Below are 20,907 nucleotides of genomic sequence, written 5' to 3' on the forward strand. Positions count from 1 at the left end.
TCAGTGCTTCCCGGCAGCGGCCTGGGCGCCAGCACTGGACCGCATCTGCCCGCCCATCATCAGGCCGATTTCCTCGATGTCGGTGGAGGCAGTCTCCACCGCGCCCATGATCCTGCCATGGAACATTACGGCGATGCGATCCGACAGGTTGAACAGCTCTTCCAGCTCCTCGGAAATGAAGAGCACACCGACGCCGGCATCGCGCAATTCGACGAGATAGTGCATCATCGTGTTGATCGCGCCGACATCGAGGCCACGGCTCGGATAGGCGGCGATCAGAACCTTGCTTGCGATGCGCATCTCGCGGCGTGCGACGAGGCGCTGCTGATTACCGCCGGAAAGGTTGCGCATGGGCATGCCGAAATTGGGCACCGCAACGGATGCCGCTTCGGCGATCGTGCGCGCAAGAGCAGCCGCTAGGCGCGGTCGGAACGCGAAGCCCTTTGAAACAGGCGCCGACGCATATTCGCGGATTATGGCGTTGTCGGTGATTGAAAGCGCCGGCGCCAGGCCACTGTGCAGCCGGTCTTCGGGAATGTGGCCGACGCCGAACTTCGCGTAATCGACCGCGCCGGCGGTCGTGACGCCCTTTCCGCCGAGCAGTATCTGGCCCGAGTGGATCGGCCGCAAGCCGGTGACGACCTGGGTCAGCTCCTTCTGGCCGTTGCCGGCCACACCGGCGATGCCGAGAATCTCGCCGGCATGGATGTCGAGCGAAACCTCGTCGAGAAGGATGCCGCCCACGTCGTCACGCGCGACGACGGATTTGAGGCTGAGCACCGGCTCGGCGGAGATGCCGGCCGCGCCTGGCTGCCTGGCACGCAGATTGCTGAGCACGATCTCACGGCCAACCATCAGGCGCGCCAGCATCTTCTCGCCGCAGTCCGCGGTATTTTCGGTGGCCACCTTGCGGCCGCCGCGCAGCACGGTGATGCGGTCTGATATTTCCAGGACCTCGTCGAGCTTGTGGCTGATGAAGATCACCGCATTGCCCCGGGACACGAACTGCTTGAGCGCCTTGAAGAGCTCGCGCGCTTCCGCCGGAGTAAGCACTGCAGTCGGCTCGTCGAGGATCAGAACACGGGCATTGCGCGCGAGCACGCGTAGGATTTCCACGCGCTGCTGCTCGCCGGTCGAAAGATCGGCGACGCGCGCGGATGGCCGTACCGCGAGGTTCAGCTTCTCGGCCAGTGCGGCAGTCCGCGCCTCGAGCACCGACGAGCCAATACGCTTGGGCGTTTCGGACCAGCCGAGATGAATATTCTCGGCGACCGTGAAGGCGGTCACCAGCTTGAAATGCTGGTGGACCATGCCAATACCGGCGGAGATTGCATCGACGGGAGATGCGAAACGCTTGGCATAGCCGTCGACGACGATCTCACCGGCATCCGGCTGATAGATGCCGGTGAGGATGTTCATCAAGGTCGATTTGCCGGCGCCATTCTCGCCGAGCAAGGCGTGGATCTCCCCCGGCATCACGTCCAGGTCGACGTCCTGGTTGGCAACGACGCCGGGGAAATATTTGCTGATGCCCTTGAGCAGCACGAGCGGCGGCGCGCCGGAGCCAGGCTCGTAACGTCCCGGGGAGGTGGACGGCACCTCCATGCCGCCGTAGCGGTGCTCGCTCGAAGCATGATGAACTGGAACAAAATCATTCATCCCGCTTAGCTCTTTAGCTTCTGCCGCATAGTCTATCCGAAAACTCTGCAATCTTTCAGGATTACGCTTGGAGGCCGCTGACGCCTTCGATCGACCAATCCCAGTTGTAGAGTTCCTCTTCGGTCATGCGATGGCCGGCAGCCACCTTGACGTTGCCCTTGGTGTCCTTGATCTCGCCCTCGAACGGGCTCCAGCCGCCGAGAATCTTGTCGCGCACGGCATCGGCCTGCCTTGCGACCTCGGTGGGCACCGTCTCGCCCCAGGCATCGCGGTCGATACCGCCGCCCATCGGCAGGATGGTCTGCGATGGCGTCCACTTACCTTCGAGGCGCAGGCGCACCTGGTCGACATAGAATTTCTTGAAGTCGATGGCGATCGAGGAGACGTAGGCCTTCGGCCCGTAGCGGCGGATGTCGGTATTCCACATCACGGCCTTCGCGCCGCGCTGCTCGGCCACCTGCAGATAGCCTGCTTCGTCCATGATGCCGAACAGAAGGTCGGCGCCGTTGTCGATGAGCGCGGTGCCGGCCTGGGTGGCAGCCTGCGGATCGAACCACGAGTTGATGACGATGGTCTGCATCGTGGCGTTGGGATTGACCGAACGGGCGCCCATCAGGAAGGCATTGGTGCCGGAAAAGACCGACGGAACAGGGAAGGAGGCGACGTAGCCGAGCTTGCCGCTCTTGCTCATCAGGCCCGCGGCGACACCGGTGACGTAGGTCGGGTACCAGTGGGCGAGATAGTAGGTCGAGAGATTTTCGAGCGGGTTGCGGCCATCGCATTCATAGAAGGCGACGTCCGGCGAACGCTTGGCCACGTCGTAGAGGAAGTCGCCATAGTTGGAGGTGGCAAACACCATGTTGGCACCTTCCGAGACGAACTGGCGGAAGGTGCGGGTCGCGTCGGCCGAATAGGGGATGCTTTCGACGAACAGCGTCTTCAGCTTCGGGAACGCTTCCTGCACGGCCTTCATGCCCTGGTCGTGGCTCCAGGTCCAGCCTTCATCGGTCACCGGACCGGTGTGGCCGAAGGCGATGACCGCGTTTTCCTCGGCGACGGCGGCGAGCGGCGTCTGTGCATTGGCGGGCGTGATAAGGCCGGATTTCGGCAGGAGCAGCGAGGCGCCGGCCGCGGCGCCCATGTTGAGGAAGCCTCGGCGGGAGAGATTGCGCAGGTCGATCATGCTTCGGTCCTTTGTTCCGTGTCGTGTTCAGTTCGGGAGAGACAGTTCGGTTTCCATGAGGCGGTCGATTTCTGCCGACCAGTCGGCCGACCATGCCTGCTTGATGTCGTCATCGAGCCATGCTGCGGACAGGCCAGCCAGCGCGATCCGCTTCAGTGCCGACGGCCCGAGCGCAAAATTTTCGGCGATCAGCGCGTATTCGCGGTCGAGCGTCGTGGCGAACATGGGCGGATCGTCGGAGTGGATCGTCACGGTAAGCCCGGCCTCGATCATGCGGCGGATCGCGTGGTCGGGCGCGGCGAGGTCACGCCAGACGGTGGTGGCCAGCGTCGTGCTCGGACAGCAGGTGAAGACGATGCCCATCTCCTTGCACTGCTCCATCAGCGCCGGATCGTCGACGACATGGTAGCCGTGGTCGACCCGTCTCAGGCCGAGGACGTCGACGGTATCGCGGACATAGTCCGCCGGGCCATCCTCGCCCGCATGGTTGGTGACATTGAGCCCGGCAGCCCGCGCTCGCTCGACGATGCGCGCAAACATCGGCGGCGGGTTCGGGCGTTCGTCGTAATCGAAGCCGATGCCGATCACCTCAGCCGGGCGCTCGGCCAGAACCATGTCCAGGAAGCGCTCGCCACCTGCCGCGCCGAGCGGCTTCGCATGCGCCGGTATCAGCTTTGCCATAAGCCCATAGCGCTCCTTTGCGCGGTGAAAGCCGTCGAGGATGCCTTCGAGCATAGTCGAATAGGCCACGCCATGAGCCAGATGCGCATGCGGGCTGAAGAACAGTTCGACGTAGCGCGCACCGGCTTTAGCGCAGCGCTCCAGTGCCTCGAAGGTGATGCGAGAGAAATCGTCCGCAGTCCTGATCGAGGCGCAAACCAGATCGTAAATCTTCAGGAAATCCAGCAGGTTGCCGTAGCTGTAGAGCTCCGATGTCAGTCTGCCGTCCGGCAGCGGCACCGCGTTCAGCGCCGCCAGCTCGGCGAATGTCTCCGCGGATACGGCGCCCTCGAGGTGCAAGTGCAACTCGACCTTCGGCATGAGCTGAATGAAACTTGACAACGACATCGACGCTCACTCGCCCGGATCGGCAACCCCAAAGCCGTACCTGGTTTTCTTGGGCGACGGACGGCTGCCGAGTTGTTCGATAATCGCGGCTTTTTCCAACTGTCCGATCACCTGATACGCAACAGATGTCAGGGAAACGGGGCTTGCACAAGCCAGAAAATGATGCCTAACTAGACACATTCTAAAATTGCTTAAAAAATGTGCAGGCCGGGAGAAATATAGGCATGAAGCACCTACGGGAAGCGCAGAACCCTGCGCCTCCGCCTCAAACAACGCGCCTGCGCTTCATCGGCCGACTGGTGTCGTCGAGCTTTGGCGAGTTCGCCGACAGGCGTGCCGCTCGGCTCAATCTCGATCTGCTGGTGCACGAAGCCGCGGACGATTTTTTTGTCGTCCAGGTTTCGGGCCAGCCCGATCTCATCGATGCCTTCGAGATGGCATGTAGCTTGGGGCCAATCGACTGTCTGGTGATGGACTGCGAACGGGCCGAAATTTGGGAATATTCCAGAGGGAAAGACGCAGAATGACGATACAGGCTGGATGGCACCCAGTGGCGCTGTCGGGATCGATCGAGCCGGGCAGTTCGGCCGGAATCCGCCTTGGCGGAAACGAGCTGGTGGTCTGGCGCGACAACAGTGGCGCAGCGCATGTGTGGGAGGATCGCTGCCCGCATCGCGGTATGAAGCTGAGCTTCGGTTTTGTCCGCGGCGATCATATTGCCTGTCTTTATCACGGCTGGCAGTACGATGCGGCCGGCCAGTGCCGATACATTCCGGCCCACCCCGATCTCAGGGTGCCGGCGTCCATTACCGTGTCTGCCCACAGATCGGCCGAGGCGGCTGGGATAGTCTGGACGGCACTGGATCCGGCAGCAGCATTGCCCGAATTGCCTGCCTTGGCAGAGGAGGTGGTGCCGGTCCGCAGCCTGCATCTCGACAGTCCCGCCGCAATGGTGATCGATGTCGTGAGGGCCATGCCGCCCAGGCCCTTCTCCCGCGGATCCGGGCTCGCTGAGCTGAAGGCGCTGAGCGGGATGCTGTTCAGCCTGACGGTCGGCGAAGACACGCTGCTTCTTGGCCTGCAGGAACTGACCGACAAACGATCGGCCCTACACATCGTGATTGACGGACCGGCAGCCAAGTATGCCGGCAAGGGGCAGAAGCATTTCTTCGCTTGGACGAGCGAGCTGCGTCATCATCTCGAGACCGGGCGTACCGGCGCGACCTCGACGACGCGGGCTGCATGATGGCGAGGATCACGCTCTACAACTACGAGCTGGACGAAAACTGCTACAAGGTGCGGCTGGCGCTTTCCATGCTCGGCCTGGAATGGCAGACCGTTGCAGTCGATGCATTTCCGGGGGCGGAGCAGAAGACGCCGCCATTCCTGGCCATGAACCCGGCGGGCAGCCTGCCCATTCTCCGCGACGACGAGGTGACGATGTTCGGCGCCGAGTCCATCATCGTCCATCTGGCGCGCAGCCACGATTCAACGGGTGCATGGCTGCCGGCGGATGGTTCGGATTTCGCCAAGGTGATGCAGTGGCTTTTCTTCGCGGCCGGCGATCTCGGCGTTGCCAGCGCCGCGCGCCGCCATGCCATGTTCGGCGCCGGCGGCGACGAGGCTGCGCTGCGGGCCGGTGCCGCGCACGCACTCCGCGCCATGGACGACCATATGACCGCGCGGGGTTTCGAGAAGAAAGAATGGTTCGCTGCGGACCGCCCGACCATCGCCGACATCGCGCTTTTTCCGGCGTTTGCGCTGAGCCGCGATTTCGGCGTCGACCATGACGAGTATCCGGCGCTGCGCCGCTGGGTGCGTCGCTTCCGCGCGCTTCCGGGCTTCACGACCATGCCGGGCATCCCCGATTACCATTGACGCCCAACATTCGACGAGAACGAGGCAAGCAACAGAATGACCTCTCTCACGCGCTTTTCCGTCCAGCCGCTCTCGTCCATGACCCGGCGGCTGGCCGGCGTCGCTTCCGGGCGAGCCGATCCCGATCTGGTCATTGCCGGCGCACGCGTGTTGTCGACCTATTCGGAGCGCGTGCTTCCAGGCCGCGAGATCTGGTTGTCGGGAGGGCGGATCGCCGCTGTGAAGCCGGCCGGCACTTATAAGGGTGGCAGCGCCAGGATATATGACGCCAGGGGCGGCATCGTCGCCCCCGGCCTGGTCGATCCGCACATCCACATCGAATCCTCGATGGTGACGGCCTGCGCCTATGCCGAGGCGGCGCTGCTCAACGGCACCACGACCCTCTTCTGCGACAGCCACGAGATCGGCAACGTCATGGACGTTGCTGGCATCGAGGCGATGCTGGAGGACGCGCGCCTGGCGCCGTTGTCCATTTTCCTGACGGTTCCGAGCACCGTCCCGGCAACTTCGCCGTTGCTGGAAACGGCCGGTGGCGACCTGACAGCCGAGAAGATCGGCGCATTGTTCGACAAATGGCCGGAAGCCGTGGCGCTAGGCGAGAAGATGGATTTCGTGCCAGTGGCTATGGGCGATGAACGCAGCCATGCCATCCTCGCTGCGGCGCTGAGACGCGGCCGCCCGGTGTCGGGACACGTCTATGGACGCGAATTCGTGTCGGCCTATGCGGCCTCCGGCGTCACCGATACCCATGAGGCGATCGACCGCGAGATCGCCGACGACATGCTCGAGGCCGGCATCTGGCTGTTCCTGCGTGGCGGCCCGCCGACGACACCGTGGCACAGCCTGCCCGCAGCGATCAAGACGATTACGGAACTCGGAGCCTCGCATAAGCGCATCGCGGTCTGCACCGACGACCGCGATGCTGACGACCTGATGCTCTTCGGCCTGGACTGGGTGACGCGCGAGGCGATGAAGGCCGGCATGACGCCGGAGCAGGCCTGGTCGATGGGCTCGCTGCATGGCGCGACGCGCTTTGCAATGGAAGGCGAAATCGGAGGCCTCGGTGGTGGCCGCCGTGCCGACCTGGTGCTGCTCGACGACGGCTTCGATCCCGTTAGCACGTGGTATGGCGGCGAACTCGTCGTCGATGACGGCAAGATCATGCCGCTGCTCGACCAGGCCCTCTCGACCCGCTACCGCTATCCGGACACGGCCTACCACACAGTGAAGCTGCCGAAGCAGATCAAGCTGACGCCGGAGCTGCCAACCGGCAAGGTGGTGGCGCATACCATCCGCACCGAACTGCCGGGGATCACGCTCGGCCACCAGAAGATCACGCTCGATCCGTCCAACGATTGGCAGAACCATTTCGACCGCCACGGCCTGTGCTTCGTCACTGTGGTCGAGCGCCATGGCAAGTCGGACGGCAACGTCGCCTACGGGCTGCTCAGCAATTTCACGCTGCGACGCGGCGCCGTCGCATCGTCTGTCGGTCACGACAGCCACAACATCATCATCGCCGGCCTCAACGAGGCCGACATGCAGGTGGCGCTGCGGGCGATCGAGGAAACGCAAGGCGGCGTCTGTGTCGTCGTCGACGGCAAAGTGACTGCCATGGTTGAACTGCCGATCGCCGGCCTTTTGTCCGACAAGCGCGTCACTGAGGTCGCGGAGGAGGTGAAGATCCTCAAACGGGAATGGGAGGCGGCCGGCTGCTGCATTCCCTATATGGGCTTCAACCTCATCCCGCTCTCGGTCATCCCCGAAATCCGTATCACCGACAAAGGTCTCGTGCTGGTGCCGGAAATGGAGATCGTCCCCGCCTTTGAGGCCGCCTGAGTGGATCCCTTCCGACTTGGGCTGGTCTCACCGCGCATCCATTATTTCCAAATGGTCGCGCGGCTGGGCTCGGTTCGCCAGACCGCGCAGGCGCTCAACGTGGCGCCATCCTCCATCAGCCGCGTCATCAAGGGCCTGGAGGACGAACTGGGCACGCCGCTCTTCGAGCGTGTGCGCCAGCGACTGAAACTGACCAGCGCAGGCGAGCTTCTGCTCTACCACGCGCGTCAGAGCATCACCGAGTTGGCGCGCGCCTCGTCCGAGATCAATGATCTCAGTGGCCTCAACCGCGGCTCGTTGTCCGTGGCGATCGTGGAGAGCGCGGCGCGCGGGCTCGTGCCGAACGCGCTGAAGGAATTCTGGAAGCGCCACCCGCAGATATCGGTCGACGTGCATGTCGCCGGGTCGCAGCGCGCCTGCGATGCGGTTGCCGACGGCGAATGCGATCTGGCGCTTGCTTTCGACGTGCGCGTGCCGCGCAACGTGCGCAAGATCGCGAGCACGCCTCTGCCGCTGGGCGTCGTCGCTCATCCGGGCAGCCGCCTTGCCGGCCGCAAGGAAGTGAAGCTGTTCGATCTTGCCGGCGAACAGGTCATCGTCTCGGACAACAGCCTTGCTTTGGGCATTTCGATCGACGATGCGATCGGGCGCTCCATGATCGACATCACGCGACGGTCACGGACCAACTCGATCGGACTGATGACCGAGATGGTGCGCCTCAACCTCGGCGTGGTGCTTCGCACCAAGCTCGGCATCGAGCCGGAAGTGGCTGACGGATCGCTCGTTTTCGTGCCGTTGCGCGATTCTCGCATGAACCCGCACCGGCTGATGCTGCTCGCCCGGCTTGAACGCGAAATGTCGGATGCGGCCTCCGCATTCGCGGCGCTGCTGGCCCGCATGGTCGAGGCGTTGCATGATTAGTTGTTGCATTTTGCGCATCGATAAAGAGAGTAATTTGTCCCTATCTCGAACAACTGAGCTTTGCGAGACTTCCCGGCCGAAGGGGATGTCATGAAGCAGAGTGCGGTCGACGCGGTCATTCGGGGGCTTAAGCGGGCGGGAGTGAGCATCGTCTGCTATCTGCCCGATTCGTTGTTCAAGGAGCTCTACCCGGCCCTTGATGCCGATCCGGATATCCGCACGATCCGCGTCACCAACGAGGGTGAGGGCGCGGCGATATGTGGCGGGGTCTTCCTGTCGGGCAAGCGCGCGGCGCTGGTCATGGAAAATTCCGGCTTGCGCGCCTCGGTCGAGCCGCTGGCCCGCATGGGCCTTGGAGCCGGCATCCCGGTCATGATGCTGATGAGCTATCGCGGCGAGCTCGGCGAGAACAACTGGTGGGCAGTCCCGCATGGCATCACCATGGAGCCGGTGCTGAACGCGCTGCGCGTGCCGTACCGGATCGTCACCGAGGAGGCGAAGATCGAGCGCGCCATCCTTGACGCCTATTCCTGGTCCTATGCGTCCTATTACCATTCGGCTGTGGCGCTCGGCGGCGAGGTGGTGCGGTGAGACGCTTCGACTGCATGAAGGCGCTCGCCGCGCGGCTGAAGGATGAGCTGGTGGTCCTTTCGCTCGGCGGCAGCGTCGACGAGTGGTACAACGCCGCGCCGCATATGCGCGAGGCGAGCCTGTTCCAGCAGCAACTCGGCTGCGTCACGCCGCAGGCCTTCGGGCTCGCCGCCGGCCTGCCGCACCGCCGCGTCATTTCGCTCGATACGGATGGCGGCCTGCTCTTCAACCTGGGCATCCTGGCCACGCTCGGAAACGAGCAGCCGAAGAACCTCTTCGTCGTGGTCTGGGACAATGAGTGCTACCAGTCGATCGGCGGCCCGCCGACCCATACGGCGCTGGGCCGCGTCGACCTTGCCGCGATCGCGCGCGGCGCCGGCCTCGAGAACGCCCATACGGCGCGCACGGTGGAGGAGTTCGACGCACATTGTGCAAGGGGGCTCGCTGTGGATGCGCCCTATATCGTGGTCGCCAAGGTCTCGGGAACGGTCCAGCCGGACATCAAGCGCAAACACAGCGACGGCCGCGAGGACAAGTATATCTTCGTCCGCCATGTCGAGGCGAGCGAAGGCATCGTCATCATGGGCCCGAGCGAGCACAACTGACGAGATCATGGGCACCCTCGGACCTGTCGTCCCCCGACGCGCACTGAAACGCAGCTACGATTACGTGGTGGTCGGCTCGGGTTCCGGTGGCTGTGCGGTGACGCGGCGACTGGTCGATGCCGGCGCCGACGTCCTCCTGATCGAGGCCGGCCCGACGGGTCTTGGGTTCGAAGAGATCGAGGACCCCGGCAAGTGGGTGCCGCTTGGCCGCAGCACCTATGACTGGGGCTATGATTATGCTCCGACACTGAGGGTGAATGGGCGTACCATCGGCATCCCGCGCGGGCGCCTGCTTGGCGGCTCAAGCGCCATCAACGCGATGATGTGGTATCGCGGCCATCCGCAAGATTACGATGCCTGGGAGGCTGGCGGCGCCAAGGGCTGGAGCTTCGCCGACGTGCTGCCCTATTTCCGGCGCTGCGAGGACTGGCGCGACGGTGCAAGCGAGTTTCGCGGGGCGGGCGGTCCGCTCCACATCGAGCGGCCGGCGGCACTGCACCCGGTCGCGCATGCGCTGATCGATGGCGCGGCCGAGATCGGCATCCCCGTAATCGACGATCCGAACGGCCCCAGCAACGAGGGGGCGGCGGCCGCGAATTTCAACATCTGCGACGGCAAGCGCTGGAGTTCGGCGACGGGCTATCTCGTGCCGATCCTGGATCACCCGATGCTGACGGTGCTGACCGGATCCGCGGCCATCGGCCTGACGGTCGAAGGCAGCCGATGCGTCGCGGTCAAGCACCTCGTCGGCGGCGAAATCTGCGAAACGCGCGCGCAAGAGAGCATCGTGCTCGCGGCCGGGGCCATCGACACGCCACGCCTGCTGATGCTGTCGGGCATCGGCGATCCGATCGAACTGCAGCGCCTTGGCATTGCGCTCGTTCGCGCCCTGCCGGGTGTCGGCAGGAATCTTCAGGACCATCCGCTGGCGCAGGCCTGCGTCTTCCGCGCGAAACGACCGATCGGACCGATAGTGGGCAATGGCGGTGGCTCGATGGTCAACTGGAAGTCGCGGCCGGACCTGCCGCAGCCCGACCTGCATGCCTTCCCCGTCCAGGGCAACAGCGCCGAACCGGCGATCCGCGCGCGCTACGATCTATCCGGCGATGTCTTTTCCTTCGGTGCGGGCCTGATGCGCTCGAAGAGCGTCGGGCACTTGAAGTTGCTCGACGGCAAGCCCGGCGGGCCGCTCGAAATCCAACCGAACTTTCTGGCGGAACCGGAAGACCTCGACGCCATGGTCACTGCGATCGAGATGGTGATGGAGATGGCGGCTGCAAGGGCGAACGCCGGTGTCTTCCGCAACTTTGCCGCACCTGACCGCCGACTGACCCGCACCGAGACAATCGCCTTCATCCGCGAGGCGTGCACGACGTTCTTCCACACCTGCGGAACAGCCAAGATGGGCGAGGACGCGATGGCCGTCGTCGACAGCCGTCTCGCCGTGCACGGGCTGGACGGTCTGCACGTTGCCGATGCCTCGGTGATCCCAACGATCCCGACCTGCAATACCCACGCGCCCGCCACGATGATCGGCGAGCGCGCCGCCGATTTCCTGCTCGCGGCGGCAGCTTGAGGATGTCATGACCGACGGACCGCACACGGAGTACCCGCGATGACCCAAAGCCTCATCCTTGCTGCCGACACGCTGCTCACCATGGATGAAGATAACCACGCGTTGCCTGATGGCGCCGTGCTGGTCGAGGATGGTCGTATCGCCGCGGTCAGCGCACTTGCAGCATTGCGCGCTGCGTATCCGGCCGTGGCCGTGAAGAAACTCGACAATGCGGTGCTTTTGCCTGGGCTGGTCAATGCGCATGCGCATTCCGGTTTTTTGCGCGGCACGGCGGAGCACCTGCCGGTTTGGGACTGGCTGACGCTCCATATCAATCCGATGCATCGCGTGCTGCAGCCGCACGAGGCCGAGGCGGCATCGTGGCTCTGCTACGCGGAATCCGTGCTCGGCGGCACGACCACCGTCGTCGACATGTGGCGGTTCATGGAAGGCAGCGCCAGGGCGGCCGAGGCGATCGGCAACCGCCTGGTCGCCGTGCCTTACGTCGGCGAGCATCCCGACTACAACTACTTCGACACGCTCGACATGAACGAGGCGATGATCGAGGGCTGGCATCGCAAGGCGGGCGGCCGTATCAATGTGTGGGTCGGGCTGGAGCATCTGTTTTATGCCGACGAAACCGGCCAACGCCGGGCGATCGAACTCGCAAGGAAACACGACACCGGCTTCCACACGCATTGCAGCGAGGCCGAGATCGAGATCGCGGAATTTAAGCGGCGCTACGGCAAACGCCCGATGTTCGCGCTGGACGACCTTGGCTTCTTCGAAACGCCGCGCGCCATGATCGCCCACGCCGTCTGGCTCGATCGGGAAGAGATCGAGCTTATTTCCAAGCGCCGCGTTTCGGTGGCCCACAATCCTGTTTCCAACATGAAGCTGGCAAGCGGCATCGCGTTGGTGGCCGAGATGCTGAAGGCCGGCGTGCCTGTCGGGATCGGCACCGACGGCGAGAAGGAGAACAACAATTTCGATATGTTCGAAGAGATGAAGGTGACTTCGCTGCTGGGCAAGCTGAAGGACTTCGACGCCGCCGCCATGGATAGCTGGCAGGTGCTGCGCATGGCCACCATTCTCGGCGCCAGGGCGATCGGTCTCGACCACGAGATCGGCTCGATTGAAGTCGGCAAGCGCGCCGACATCATCGCGGTCCGCACCGATACGCCGCGCATGACGCCGGTCTTCCGCGACGGACCTTATTTCAACTTCCATCACAATCTTGTCCACGCCGTGCGCGGCAGCGACGTGTCTTTGACGATGGTCGATGGCGAGATCCTGGCCGAGGACGGCGCGCTGCGCACCGGCGACCTGCGCGAGATCATCGCCGAAATCCATCGCGTCGCGCCTGGCCTGTTCGCCCGGCGCGCCGCTTTCCTTGCCCAGAATTCCGGCGGCAGCCTGCAATGGACTCAATAAGGCGAGCCCCGGTCATGAAGACGACGGACAGGGCGGCACTGGACGATTGGTACGCGGTGGAGACGGTCGCCGACCTGGATGGCGCGCCGAGCCATACGCGGCTGCTCGGCCAGGACATCGAACTGGTCCGTGACATCACGGGCGAAATCACGGTTCGGGAGGTCCTGGACGACGGCAACCGCGGCCCCGCGCTGCCCGTCCGGCAGCGCTACGGCTGCGTCTGGACGACGCTGGGCCTGCCCGGGAAGGAAATCTTCGAGATCGCCGAGGCATCGGAACCCGACCGCCGCTACGTGCCCTGCGGCTGGGTGACGATGCGGGCGTCGGGTTTGCGTGTCGTAGAGAACTTCCTCGACATGGCGCATTTCCCCTTCGTGCATACCGACATTCTCGGCTCGGAGCCGCACACGGAAGTACCGGCCTATCTGAGCGAGATACGTCGCGAAGTAGACGAGGTCTGGGCGACCAACTGCACGTTTTTCCAGCCGCGCATTGCCGCCACGGAAAGCTCCGGCGCGTTCGTGCATCTGACCTATCGCGTGCCGAGCCCATTCGTGGTGATGCTCTATCGCGTGTGCCCCGTGGCGCCGGACCGGCTCGACGCAATCGCGCTGTTCATCCAGCCCATCGAGGAAGACCGCTGCCGCGCCCAGCCGGTCATGTATCTCGTCGACTCGGCTTCGACGCAGACGGCGTTGCTCAACTTCGAACAGGTCATCTTCCTGCAAGACCGGATCATCGTGGAGAACCAGCGGCCGCTGCGCCTTCCACTCGAGCCGCGGATGGAAATCCCGACCCGCGCCGACGGGTCCTCCATCGCCTACCGCCGCTGGCTGAAGGAAAAAGGCATCCGTTTCGGCACGACCGCGAGAGCCACATGACCGAATCGGGTCTCCAGGTGCTTCGCCCGACCTCCGTTGCCGAGGCGCTGTCATTGGCAGGCGAGGGCGCGTCGCAACTGGTCGCCGGGGGCACGGCGCTGCAGCTCGGCTGGGCGAAGGGCCTGCCAAAGCCGCGGCGCCTCATCGACATCGGCCGTATCGCCTGCCTGAAGGGCATCCAACTGGCCGGCGACGGGTTTCGGATCGGCGCACTGACGACCCTGGGTGCCTTGGAGCGTGACCGGGCGATAGGCGAGACTTTGCCTCTGCTCGCAGCCGCAGTCCGCGCCACGGCGGGACCCGCCGTCCGCAATCTCGCAACGCTGGGCGGCAACGTCGCGGGGGGCACGGGTTGCCTTCTGCCGGCCCTGCTCGCGATCGATGCGAAGCTGGAGATCGTCTCACCGGCTGGGCGCGCCGTCGTGCCGCTCGCGCAATGGTTGGCCGACGCACCGTCAGCGGGCCTCATTGAGACGGTCATCGTTCCACCGCAGCCTGCCGCTCGCTGGACCCATCGCAAAGTCGGCCTGCGCGCCGCCTTCACCCCAAGCGTGGCCGGTGTCGCCGGGTTGATCGAAACGGCGGACGATCGTGTCACGATCGCGCGGCTCGCGGCCAGCGGCGGCGGGGAAGCAGCCCGTCTCGGTCACGCCGAAGCGCTGCTCATCGGCCGGCGCCTCCAAGAGATCGATTGGGCCGAGCTGCACGCCGCAATTCTCGAAGAGGCGCCGGCGATCGATGATGCTTGGCGGTCCGACCGCTATCGGCGCAGTGTCGTGGCGAATGCGCTGGTCTTCGGGCTCGGCGGAAAGTTGTCCCAAGGAGCACATTCGCCGCGCCGGCGGACCGTGCCGTCCGGAAATCCACCTGCCGAAATTCTCGTGTCGCGATCGGAGATCGGCGCACGCTGGCACCAGCGGCCGGACGTTGCGCCGAAAATCGCAGGCAGGCTCGAATACCTGACCGACCGTCGCGAGCCCGCCATGCTGGTCGGGCGCATTCGGCGTGCCGGCATTCCCCATGCAAGGATCGTTTCCATCGATACGAGCGCGGCCGAGGCGCTGCCAGGAGTCGCGGCGGTTGTAACGCACCGCGACATTGCCGGCAGCAATGCCTTCGGCATTGTCGTGCAGGATCAGCCGGCACTGTGCTTCGACAAGGTCCGCTATTTCGGCGACGCTGTTGCTGCCGTTGCCGCTGTTGACACGAAGACGGCCGAACGCGCGCTTGCTCTCGTCAGCGTCGAATACGAGCCGCTGCCAATTGTGAGCGATCCCCAACAGGCACTCGCCGCTGGGGCCGAGCCGGTCCACGCCTCAGGCAATCTGCAGTGCAGCTTCGAGTTCACGCGTGGCGATGCCGCCGCGGCTTTTGCCAAGGCAGCTCATATCGTCGAGGCTGTCTACGAAACGCCGAGCCAGATGCACGGCTTTATGGAGACGGAGGGCGGCTACGCTTTCGTCGGCACGGATGGTACCCTGAACGTCTTTGCCGGTGGGCAGCATGGCCGCCGCGACCGCATGCAGCTCTCGCGCATCCTCGGTATGCCGCAAGAGCGGATACGGGTGGTCACCAGCCCGACTGGCGGCGCTTTCGGCGGCAAGGACGAGCTGACCGTGCAGCCGGCCCTGGCCCTGCTGGCGCTGAAGACCGGACGCGCCGTGCGGCTGCATCTCGACCGGGCGGAATCCGTCATCGCGGGTACCAAGCGCAATGCCATGCACATCCATATGCGCACCGCCTGCGACGCCGAGGGTCGTCTGCTCGCCCAACAGGTGGATGTGATCGCGGATGCCGGCGCCTACGCGTCGCTCGGTCCGGGCGTGCTTGAGACGGCGCTCGAACACGCCTGCGGGCCATATGTCGTTCCCAACGTCCTCAGCTCGGGCAGGCTCGCCTATACCAATAACGGCGTCTGCGGCGCGTTTCGTGGCTTCGGTGCCAACCAGATGGCCTTCGCGGTAGAGTGCCAGCTGGACCGGCTGGCCGAAGCCGCCGGCATCGACATTATCGAGATACGGCGCCGCAATTTGCGCGAGCCTGGCACGCGAGGCCATCTCGGCCAGCAGGTCGCGCCGTCCGAACGTCTGGCCGAGATGCTGCAAGCCGCCGCTGCTGACCCGATCTGGGCCAAGCCGCGTGGTCCGTCGTTCGACGGCTCTGAGACGATCGGCGTCGGGATGGCGATGAACTATCAAGGCAATGGACTAGGCACGCTGCCGCCGGACCCGGCCGGAGGCGCGTTGCGCTTGGCTCCGGATGGCATGATCGAAGCGCTCTATGGCCTGGACGAGATGGGACAAGGCCTGCTCACCTCGGTGAAGGCCGCGGTCGCCGGAGCGCTCGGCTGCGGCCGCGACGATGTCCGGCCGGTCACCGGTGATACGGCGGCGACGCCCGAATCCGGCTCCTCCACCGCCTCGCGCGGCACTCACGTGGTTTGGCGGGTAGCAGCAGTCGCCGCACCACCTTTTACGCGCGACCTGCTGGCAGCAGCGGGCCAGCTGCTTTGCCGCGAAGCCGGGACGCTGGCGCTGGCAACCGGCGGTATCGTCGAGCGACATTCCAACAGCGGCTCACTGCTCATGAGTTTCGCCGAGCTTGCCGAGGCGTTGCCTCCCGACCGGCTGCCAGCTGCTGCCGTCAGCTTCGAGTTTCCGAAATCGGACTATCTGGAAGGCAATGCACGCCTGATCTTCGCCTTCGGCGCGACACTGGCGCGCGTTGCCGTGAGCCGCATCACCGGACAGGTACGTGTGCTCGACCTCCATCAGCACACCGCGGCCGGACCGATGCTCGATCCCGCCGCCTATCTTGGCCAGATCGAAGGCGGCGGCGTCCAGGGGCTGGGCTTCACCCTCACTGAGGACGCGGCGATGCGGGATGGCCGGTATCTTGCCGGCAACCTCGACTTCTACATGCTGCCAGGCATTGCCGACACGCCGGAAAGCTTCGCGACCTTCGCATTGGAGGATCTGGACGAGGACGACCCGTTCGGCCCGCGCGGAGTTGGTGAGCTTGGCATTGGTGCCGTGTCGCCAGCCGTCGTCAACGCGATTGCGGACGCCACAGGGGCTTGGCCCGAGCGCCTCCCGGTCGATCCTGAATGGGTACTCGACGCCCTGCAGAGGAGTGCAGCGTGAGTGGCGAGATCGCGATTACCTTTAACCTCAACGGCTGCCGCCAGGCGCTGGCCGTGCCCGCCGAGTTGCGCCTGATCGACCTGCTGCGCGATCATTTCGGCATGACTGCCGCCAAGATGGCTTGCGGCATCGGCCGCTGCGGCGCTTGTTCCGTGCTGATGGACGATCGCGCGGTCAATGGCTGTCTGCTCATGTCGTGGCAACTCGACGGGGCCACCATCATCACGCCGGAGGGTTTCGACGACCTTCCCGAAGCCATTGTCCTGCGCCAGGCTCTGGCGGCCGAAAACGCCTTCCAGTGCGGCTACTGCGCACCCGGCATTACTGTTGCGCTGACCGCCCTGCTGCTGGAGAATCCGGCTCCAGACGAGTCTCAGATCCGCACTGCGCTCGAAGGCAATATCTGCCGCTGTACCGGCTATCATTCCATCATCCGCGGTGCCCTCGCGGCGGTCGAGGCGTTCGCTTGCGGAGCACGGACATGACGGTCATCATTCGAAACGGTGCAGCCAGGCACGCAGGCGTCGAGGCGTTCCTGGCCAAACCCAGAATGCGGCACCTGATCGGCGGCGGCTGGTGCGACGCCAGCGATGGCGCAACCTTGCCCGCGACCGATCCTGCGAATGGCGACACGCTCGCGCTGCTGGCGCAAGGCACAGCCGATGACGCCGGGCGCGCCGTTGCTGCGGCGCGTGCTGCTTTCGAAGGCGAGAGCTGGCGCGACATGACACCGTCGGCACGCGGCAAGCTGCTATGGCGCATCGCCGACCTGATTGAACGCCATGCCGATGAGCTTGCAGAACTCGAGACGCTTGACCAAGGAAAGTCGCTGAAGACCTCGCGCTTCGCCGAGATTCCCGCCTCGGCCGAGCAGTTCCGCTATTTTGCCGGTTTTGCCACGAAAATCCTCGGCACGACCATCCCCACCTCCATCAGCTACCAACCGGTGGGCAGCAAGATTTTCGCCTACACGGTGCGAGAGCCGATCGGTGTCGTGGCTGCCATAACGCCCTGGAATTCGCCGCTGCTTATGGCCTCGATGAAGCTCGCCCCGGCGCTTGCCGCCGGCTGTACGATCGTGCTCAAGCCAGCTGAGGAAACGTCGCTCACCGCCCTCAGGCTGGGCGAACTGATGATCGAAGCCGGCTTGCCGGACGGCGTCGTCAATATCGTGACCGGTCTCGGTGAAACCGTGGGCGCAGCATTGGCTGCACATCCCGATGTCGATAAGGTCGCCTTCACCGGCTCGACGGAAGTCGGAAAGATGATCGTCTCCGCAGCGCGCGGCAATCTGAAGAAGCTGACGCTCGAGCTGGGCGGCAAGTCGCCGGCCATCATCATGCCCGATGCGGACATGGGGCTCGCAATCCCCGGAGTGGCTCGGGGGATCTTCGCCAATGCCGGCCAGGTCTGCGTCGCCGGCTCGCGTGTCTATGCGCATCGCTCGATCTACGACCGTCTGGCGGAGGGGCTGGCGGAAGAAGCGCGAAAGCTGCGTCTCGGACACGGGCTTGACCCGGATACCGACCTTGGTCCGCTGGTCAACGGGACCCAGGCTGCGCGCGTCGCCTTCTACGTCGGCGATGGTGCTTCCAGCGGCGCCGAGATCATCGCCGGCGGCCGGCGCTTCGACAACTTCTTCGAGCCGACCGTGGTTACCGGCGTGCGCCCGGACATGCGCATGATGCGCGAGGAAATCTTCGGCCCAGTCGTTGCCGTGACACCGTTCGACGATGTCGCGGAGGCGATAAGCCTTGCGAACGACTCGCCCTACGGCCTCGCCGCAAGCGTCTGGACCCGCGACCTATCCACTGCGCATCGCCTTGCCGCAAGTATCCGGTCGGGCACCGTCTGGATCAATTGCCATTCCTACTTCTCGCCGGAACTGCCGAAGGGCGGCCACAAGCAATCCGGTTGGGGCTATGAGAACGGCGCACCGGGCCTGGAGAACTATCTCGAAACGAAAACGGTCTGCGCGGTGATTTAGCCGCGCCTTTTCCGCGATGTTCGCGGATCGGAGGCTGACAGCCCTCCATCGGCGGACAAGGATTGATCGAAAATTGCTCGGATCCTCCTGAGGACCAGTCCCTTGGCGGCGCTGGTCCACATCGACGTTGCGCTTGACTCGTCCATATTATCCGTAATAAATCATACATATTGCCATCGAAAAAAGGCGGCAGGTCTGGGAGGACCGATGAAAATCACGGCCATCAAGGCGCGCGTCTGCAATGCGGAAATGCGCAACTGGGTCTTCGTCCGGGTCGAAACCGACGAGCCCGGGCTGTTTGGCTGGGGTGAGGCAACGCTGGAATGGAAGACCCGAGCCGTCGTTGGGGCGCTTCAGGACCTTGAGGCCCTGCTCATCGGGCAGGATCCGCGCAACGTGGAGCAGTGCTACCAGATACTTACGCGCCACGGATTTTGGCGTCTTGGCGTCGAGGGAATGTCTGCCGTCAGCGGCATCGAGATCGCGCTCTGGGACATCCTGGGCAAGTCATTGGGCGTCCCCGTCTGGCGCCTTCTGGGCGGACAGGTTCGCGACTATCTGCGCACCTATACGCATCTCGGCCTCGGAGACATGAAGGCGGTCTATGAGACCGGATCCGCGGACGCGATCGTGGAACGCGGACGCATCGTGACGCAGGCAGGCTACGATGCGGTCAAGGTCGTCTGCATTCCCTACACCCACTACGCATCGCCTGCGAAAGCCGTTGATTCTGTCGCCAACATGGTTGGCTCACTTCGCGAGGCCATAGGTCCGGACATCGACATCATGGTCGATTTCCATGGACGCCCTGCATCCGTTAACGCTGCGATGGACTACCTCAGAGCAATCGAGCCGGCCCGCATCATGTTCGCGGAAGAACCCGTGCCGCCCGAAGATGTTGCCGGACTGGCGCATATCACGGCGCGATCGGCCGTGCCGATCGCTTCCGGCGAGCGGCTGATCGGGCGTCGCGAATTCACGCACTCGATCGCAGCCCGTGCCTTCAACATTGCCCAGCCTGATATTTGCCACACTGGCGGTCTGCTGGAGACAAAGAAGATCGCGGCCATGGCGGAAACGGCAGGCATCGGCCTTGCGCCGCACAACCCGCTCGGTCCGATCGCTGGCGTCGCTGCTCTTCACTTCGGCATATCGACGCCAAACGTCGTCATTCAGGAGGAGATGTCCGGTGCCGTCGCCTGGTACGACGACGTCGTTACCTGGCCAATTCGGCGTAAACCAGGCCGCTGGGACCTGCCCGATCTGCCGGGCCTTGGCGTCACCGTCAATGAGGACGTCATCGCGCGTCACCCCTTCAAGCAGGAAGTGCTGCATGCCCGCAATGCCGTCATGCCGGACGGCACCGTGGTCGACTGGTGAATGCAATGGCAGGCCGGCTGCAAGGAAAGATCGCAATCATCACGGGCGCCGGCCAAGGCATAGGTGCCGCCACCGCCCGGGCTTTTGCAACACATAGGGCAAAGACCGTCATTGCCGAACTGAATGCGGCAAGCGGCAAAGCGGTCGCCGACGAATTGCGTGCCGGAGGCGCCGACGTATTGTTCGTCGAGACGGATGTCACGGACACATCCGCGGTCGCGGACATGGTCGCCGGCACGATTACGGCCTATGGCGGCGTCGACATTCTGGTCAACAATGCCGGTGCCAACGTGTTCTACGAACCATTGCTGATGCCGGATGAGGAATGGGAGCGCTGCCTCAAGCTCGACCTCCAGGCCGCGTGGTTCTGCGCCAAGGCGGTTTTGCCGACGATGCTGGCGAAGGGCTCGGGGTCCATCGTCAACATAGCGAGTTGCCACGCCTTCCAGATCATTCCCCATACGTTCCCGTATCCGGTCGCCAAGCATGCACTTTTGGGCCTGACCCGTTCGCTGGCCATCGAATATGCCGCACGCGGTATCCGGGTGAACGCGATAGCACCCGGCTATATCGAGACGCCGATCGCGGAAGCCTACTGGAACACATTCCCGAACCCCGCCGAGGAGAAGCGGCGAGCCTACGACCTCCATCCGCCCAAGCGAATTGGCCGGCCGGACGAGGTTGCAATGACGGCGGTTTTCCTCGCTTCGGACGAAGCGCCGTTCATAAATGCCGAGACGATCACCATCGATGGTGGGCGCTCGGTTCTCTACCACGACTAGC

The 20,907-nt window shown here is 64.3% G+C and carries 18 protein-coding genes; 15 read left to right on the forward strand and 3 right to left on the reverse strand.

Annotated features, from left to right (window positions below; genetic code table 11):
• From NKI41_RS19640 to add, 3 genes are all read right to left on the reverse strand, one after another.
• Nucleotides 1–1,605: an ABC transporter ATP-binding protein gene (locus NKI41_RS19640; protein ID WP_352684701.1), complete on the reverse strand. Its 1,605-nt coding sequence runs from the start codon at nt 1,603–1,605 to the stop codon at nt 1–3.
• Between the two features lie 115 nt (nt 1,606–1,720).
• Nucleotides 1,721–2,842, reverse strand: a complete 1,122-nt coding sequence (locus NKI41_RS19645) for a BMP family ABC transporter substrate-binding protein (protein WP_352684646.1) — start codon at nt 2,840–2,842, stop codon at nt 1,721–1,723.
• Between the two features lie 27 nt (nt 2,843–2,869).
• Entirely contained in the window at nt 2,870–3,910 is a 1,041-nt protein-coding gene (gene add, locus NKI41_RS19650; RefSeq protein ID WP_352684648.1) for an adenosine deaminase, read from the reverse strand.
• Nucleotides 3,911–4,110: 200 nt separating this feature from the next.
• On the opposite strand from add, the gene NKI41_RS19655 reads away from it, so the two are divergent.
• The 15 genes from NKI41_RS19655 (at nt 4,111) to NKI41_RS19725 (ending at nt 20,906) form a co-directional block, all read left to right on the forward strand.
• Nucleotides 4,111–4,437, forward strand: coding sequence for a hypothetical protein (locus NKI41_RS19655; protein WP_352684650.1), 327 nt, complete (start codon nt 4,111–4,113; stop codon nt 4,435–4,437).
• Nucleotides 4,434–5,156 (forward strand): Rieske 2Fe-2S domain-containing protein, encoded by a 723-nt coding sequence (locus NKI41_RS19660; RefSeq protein WP_352470593.1) that lies wholly within the window; start codon nt 4,434–4,436, stop codon nt 5,154–5,156. The genes NKI41_RS19655 and NKI41_RS19660 overlap by 4 nt, the downstream gene beginning before the upstream one ends.
• Nucleotides 5,153–5,788: a glutathione S-transferase family protein gene (locus NKI41_RS19665; RefSeq protein ID WP_352470592.1), complete on the forward strand. Its 636-nt coding sequence runs from the start codon at nt 5,153–5,155 to the stop codon at nt 5,786–5,788. Before NKI41_RS19660 ends, NKI41_RS19665 begins: the two co-directional genes overlap by 4 nt.
• A 36-nt stretch (nt 5,789–5,824) precedes the next feature.
• Entirely contained in the window at nt 5,825–7,627 is a 1,803-nt protein-coding gene (locus NKI41_RS19670) for an adenine deaminase (protein WP_352470591.1), read from the forward strand.
• Nucleotides 7,628–8,548, forward strand: coding sequence for a LysR family transcriptional regulator (locus NKI41_RS19675; RefSeq protein ID WP_352470590.1), 921 nt, complete (start codon nt 7,628–7,630; stop codon nt 8,546–8,548).
• A 90-nt stretch (nt 8,549–8,638) separates the two neighbouring features.
• Nucleotides 8,639–9,139, forward strand: a complete 501-nt coding sequence (locus tag NKI41_RS19680) for a thiamine pyrophosphate-binding protein (protein WP_352470589.1) — start codon at nt 8,639–8,641, stop codon at nt 9,137–9,139.
• Nucleotides 9,136–9,744, forward strand: coding sequence for a thiamine pyrophosphate-dependent enzyme (locus NKI41_RS19685; protein ID WP_352470588.1), 609 nt, complete (start codon nt 9,136–9,138; stop codon nt 9,742–9,744). Before NKI41_RS19680 ends, NKI41_RS19685 begins: the two co-directional genes overlap by 4 nt.
• A 7-nt stretch (nt 9,745–9,751) precedes the next feature.
• Nucleotides 9,752–11,320, forward strand: a complete 1,569-nt coding sequence (locus NKI41_RS19690) for a GMC family oxidoreductase (protein WP_352470587.1) — start codon at nt 9,752–9,754, stop codon at nt 11,318–11,320.
• A gap of 39 nt (nt 11,321–11,359) precedes the next feature.
• Nucleotides 11,360–12,733 carry an amidohydrolase family protein gene (locus NKI41_RS19695; RefSeq protein ID WP_352540083.1) on the forward strand — a complete coding sequence of 458 codons (1,374 nt, stop codon included), beginning with the start codon at nt 11,360–11,362 and terminating at the stop codon, nt 12,731–12,733.
• A gap of 14 nt (nt 12,734–12,747) precedes the next feature.
• Nucleotides 12,748–13,614, forward strand: coding sequence for an aromatic ring-hydroxylating dioxygenase subunit alpha (locus NKI41_RS19700; protein WP_352470585.1), 867 nt, complete (start codon nt 12,748–12,750; stop codon nt 13,612–13,614).
• Entirely contained in the window at nt 13,611–16,757 is a 3,147-nt protein-coding gene (locus NKI41_RS19705) for a molybdopterin cofactor-binding domain-containing protein (RefSeq protein WP_352684654.1), read from the forward strand. Before NKI41_RS19700 ends, NKI41_RS19705 begins: the two co-directional genes overlap by 4 nt.
• Complete coding sequence (locus NKI41_RS19710; RefSeq protein WP_352470583.1) at nt 16,754–17,242, forward strand: (2Fe-2S)-binding protein; 489 nt, start codon at nt 16,754–16,756, stop codon at nt 17,240–17,242. The genes NKI41_RS19705 and NKI41_RS19710 overlap by 4 nt, the downstream gene beginning before the upstream one ends.
• The gene (locus tag NKI41_RS19715) at nt 17,239–18,744 is read left to right on the forward strand and encodes an aldehyde dehydrogenase family protein (protein WP_352470582.1); all 1,506 of its coding nucleotides are present in this window, start codon (nt 17,239–17,241) and stop codon (nt 18,742–18,744) included. Before NKI41_RS19710 ends, NKI41_RS19715 begins: the two co-directional genes overlap by 4 nt.
• Nucleotides 18,745–18,951: 207 nt before the next feature.
• Nucleotides 18,952–20,124 (forward strand): galactonate dehydratase, encoded by a 1,173-nt coding sequence (gene dgoD / locus NKI41_RS19720; RefSeq protein WP_352470581.1) that lies wholly within the window; start codon nt 18,952–18,954, stop codon nt 20,122–20,124.
• A gap of 5 nt (nt 20,125–20,129) precedes the next feature.
• A complete protein-coding gene (locus NKI41_RS19725) occupies nt 20,130–20,906 on the forward strand; it encodes an SDR family oxidoreductase (RefSeq protein WP_352470580.1) in 777 nt (258 codons plus the stop codon).
• Nucleotide 20,907: the final 1 nt, after the last annotated feature.

This window comes from Mesorhizobium sp. M0601, assembly GCF_040320845.1.
GTDB lineage: Bacteria > Pseudomonadota > Alphaproteobacteria > Rhizobiales > Rhizobiaceae > Mesorhizobium.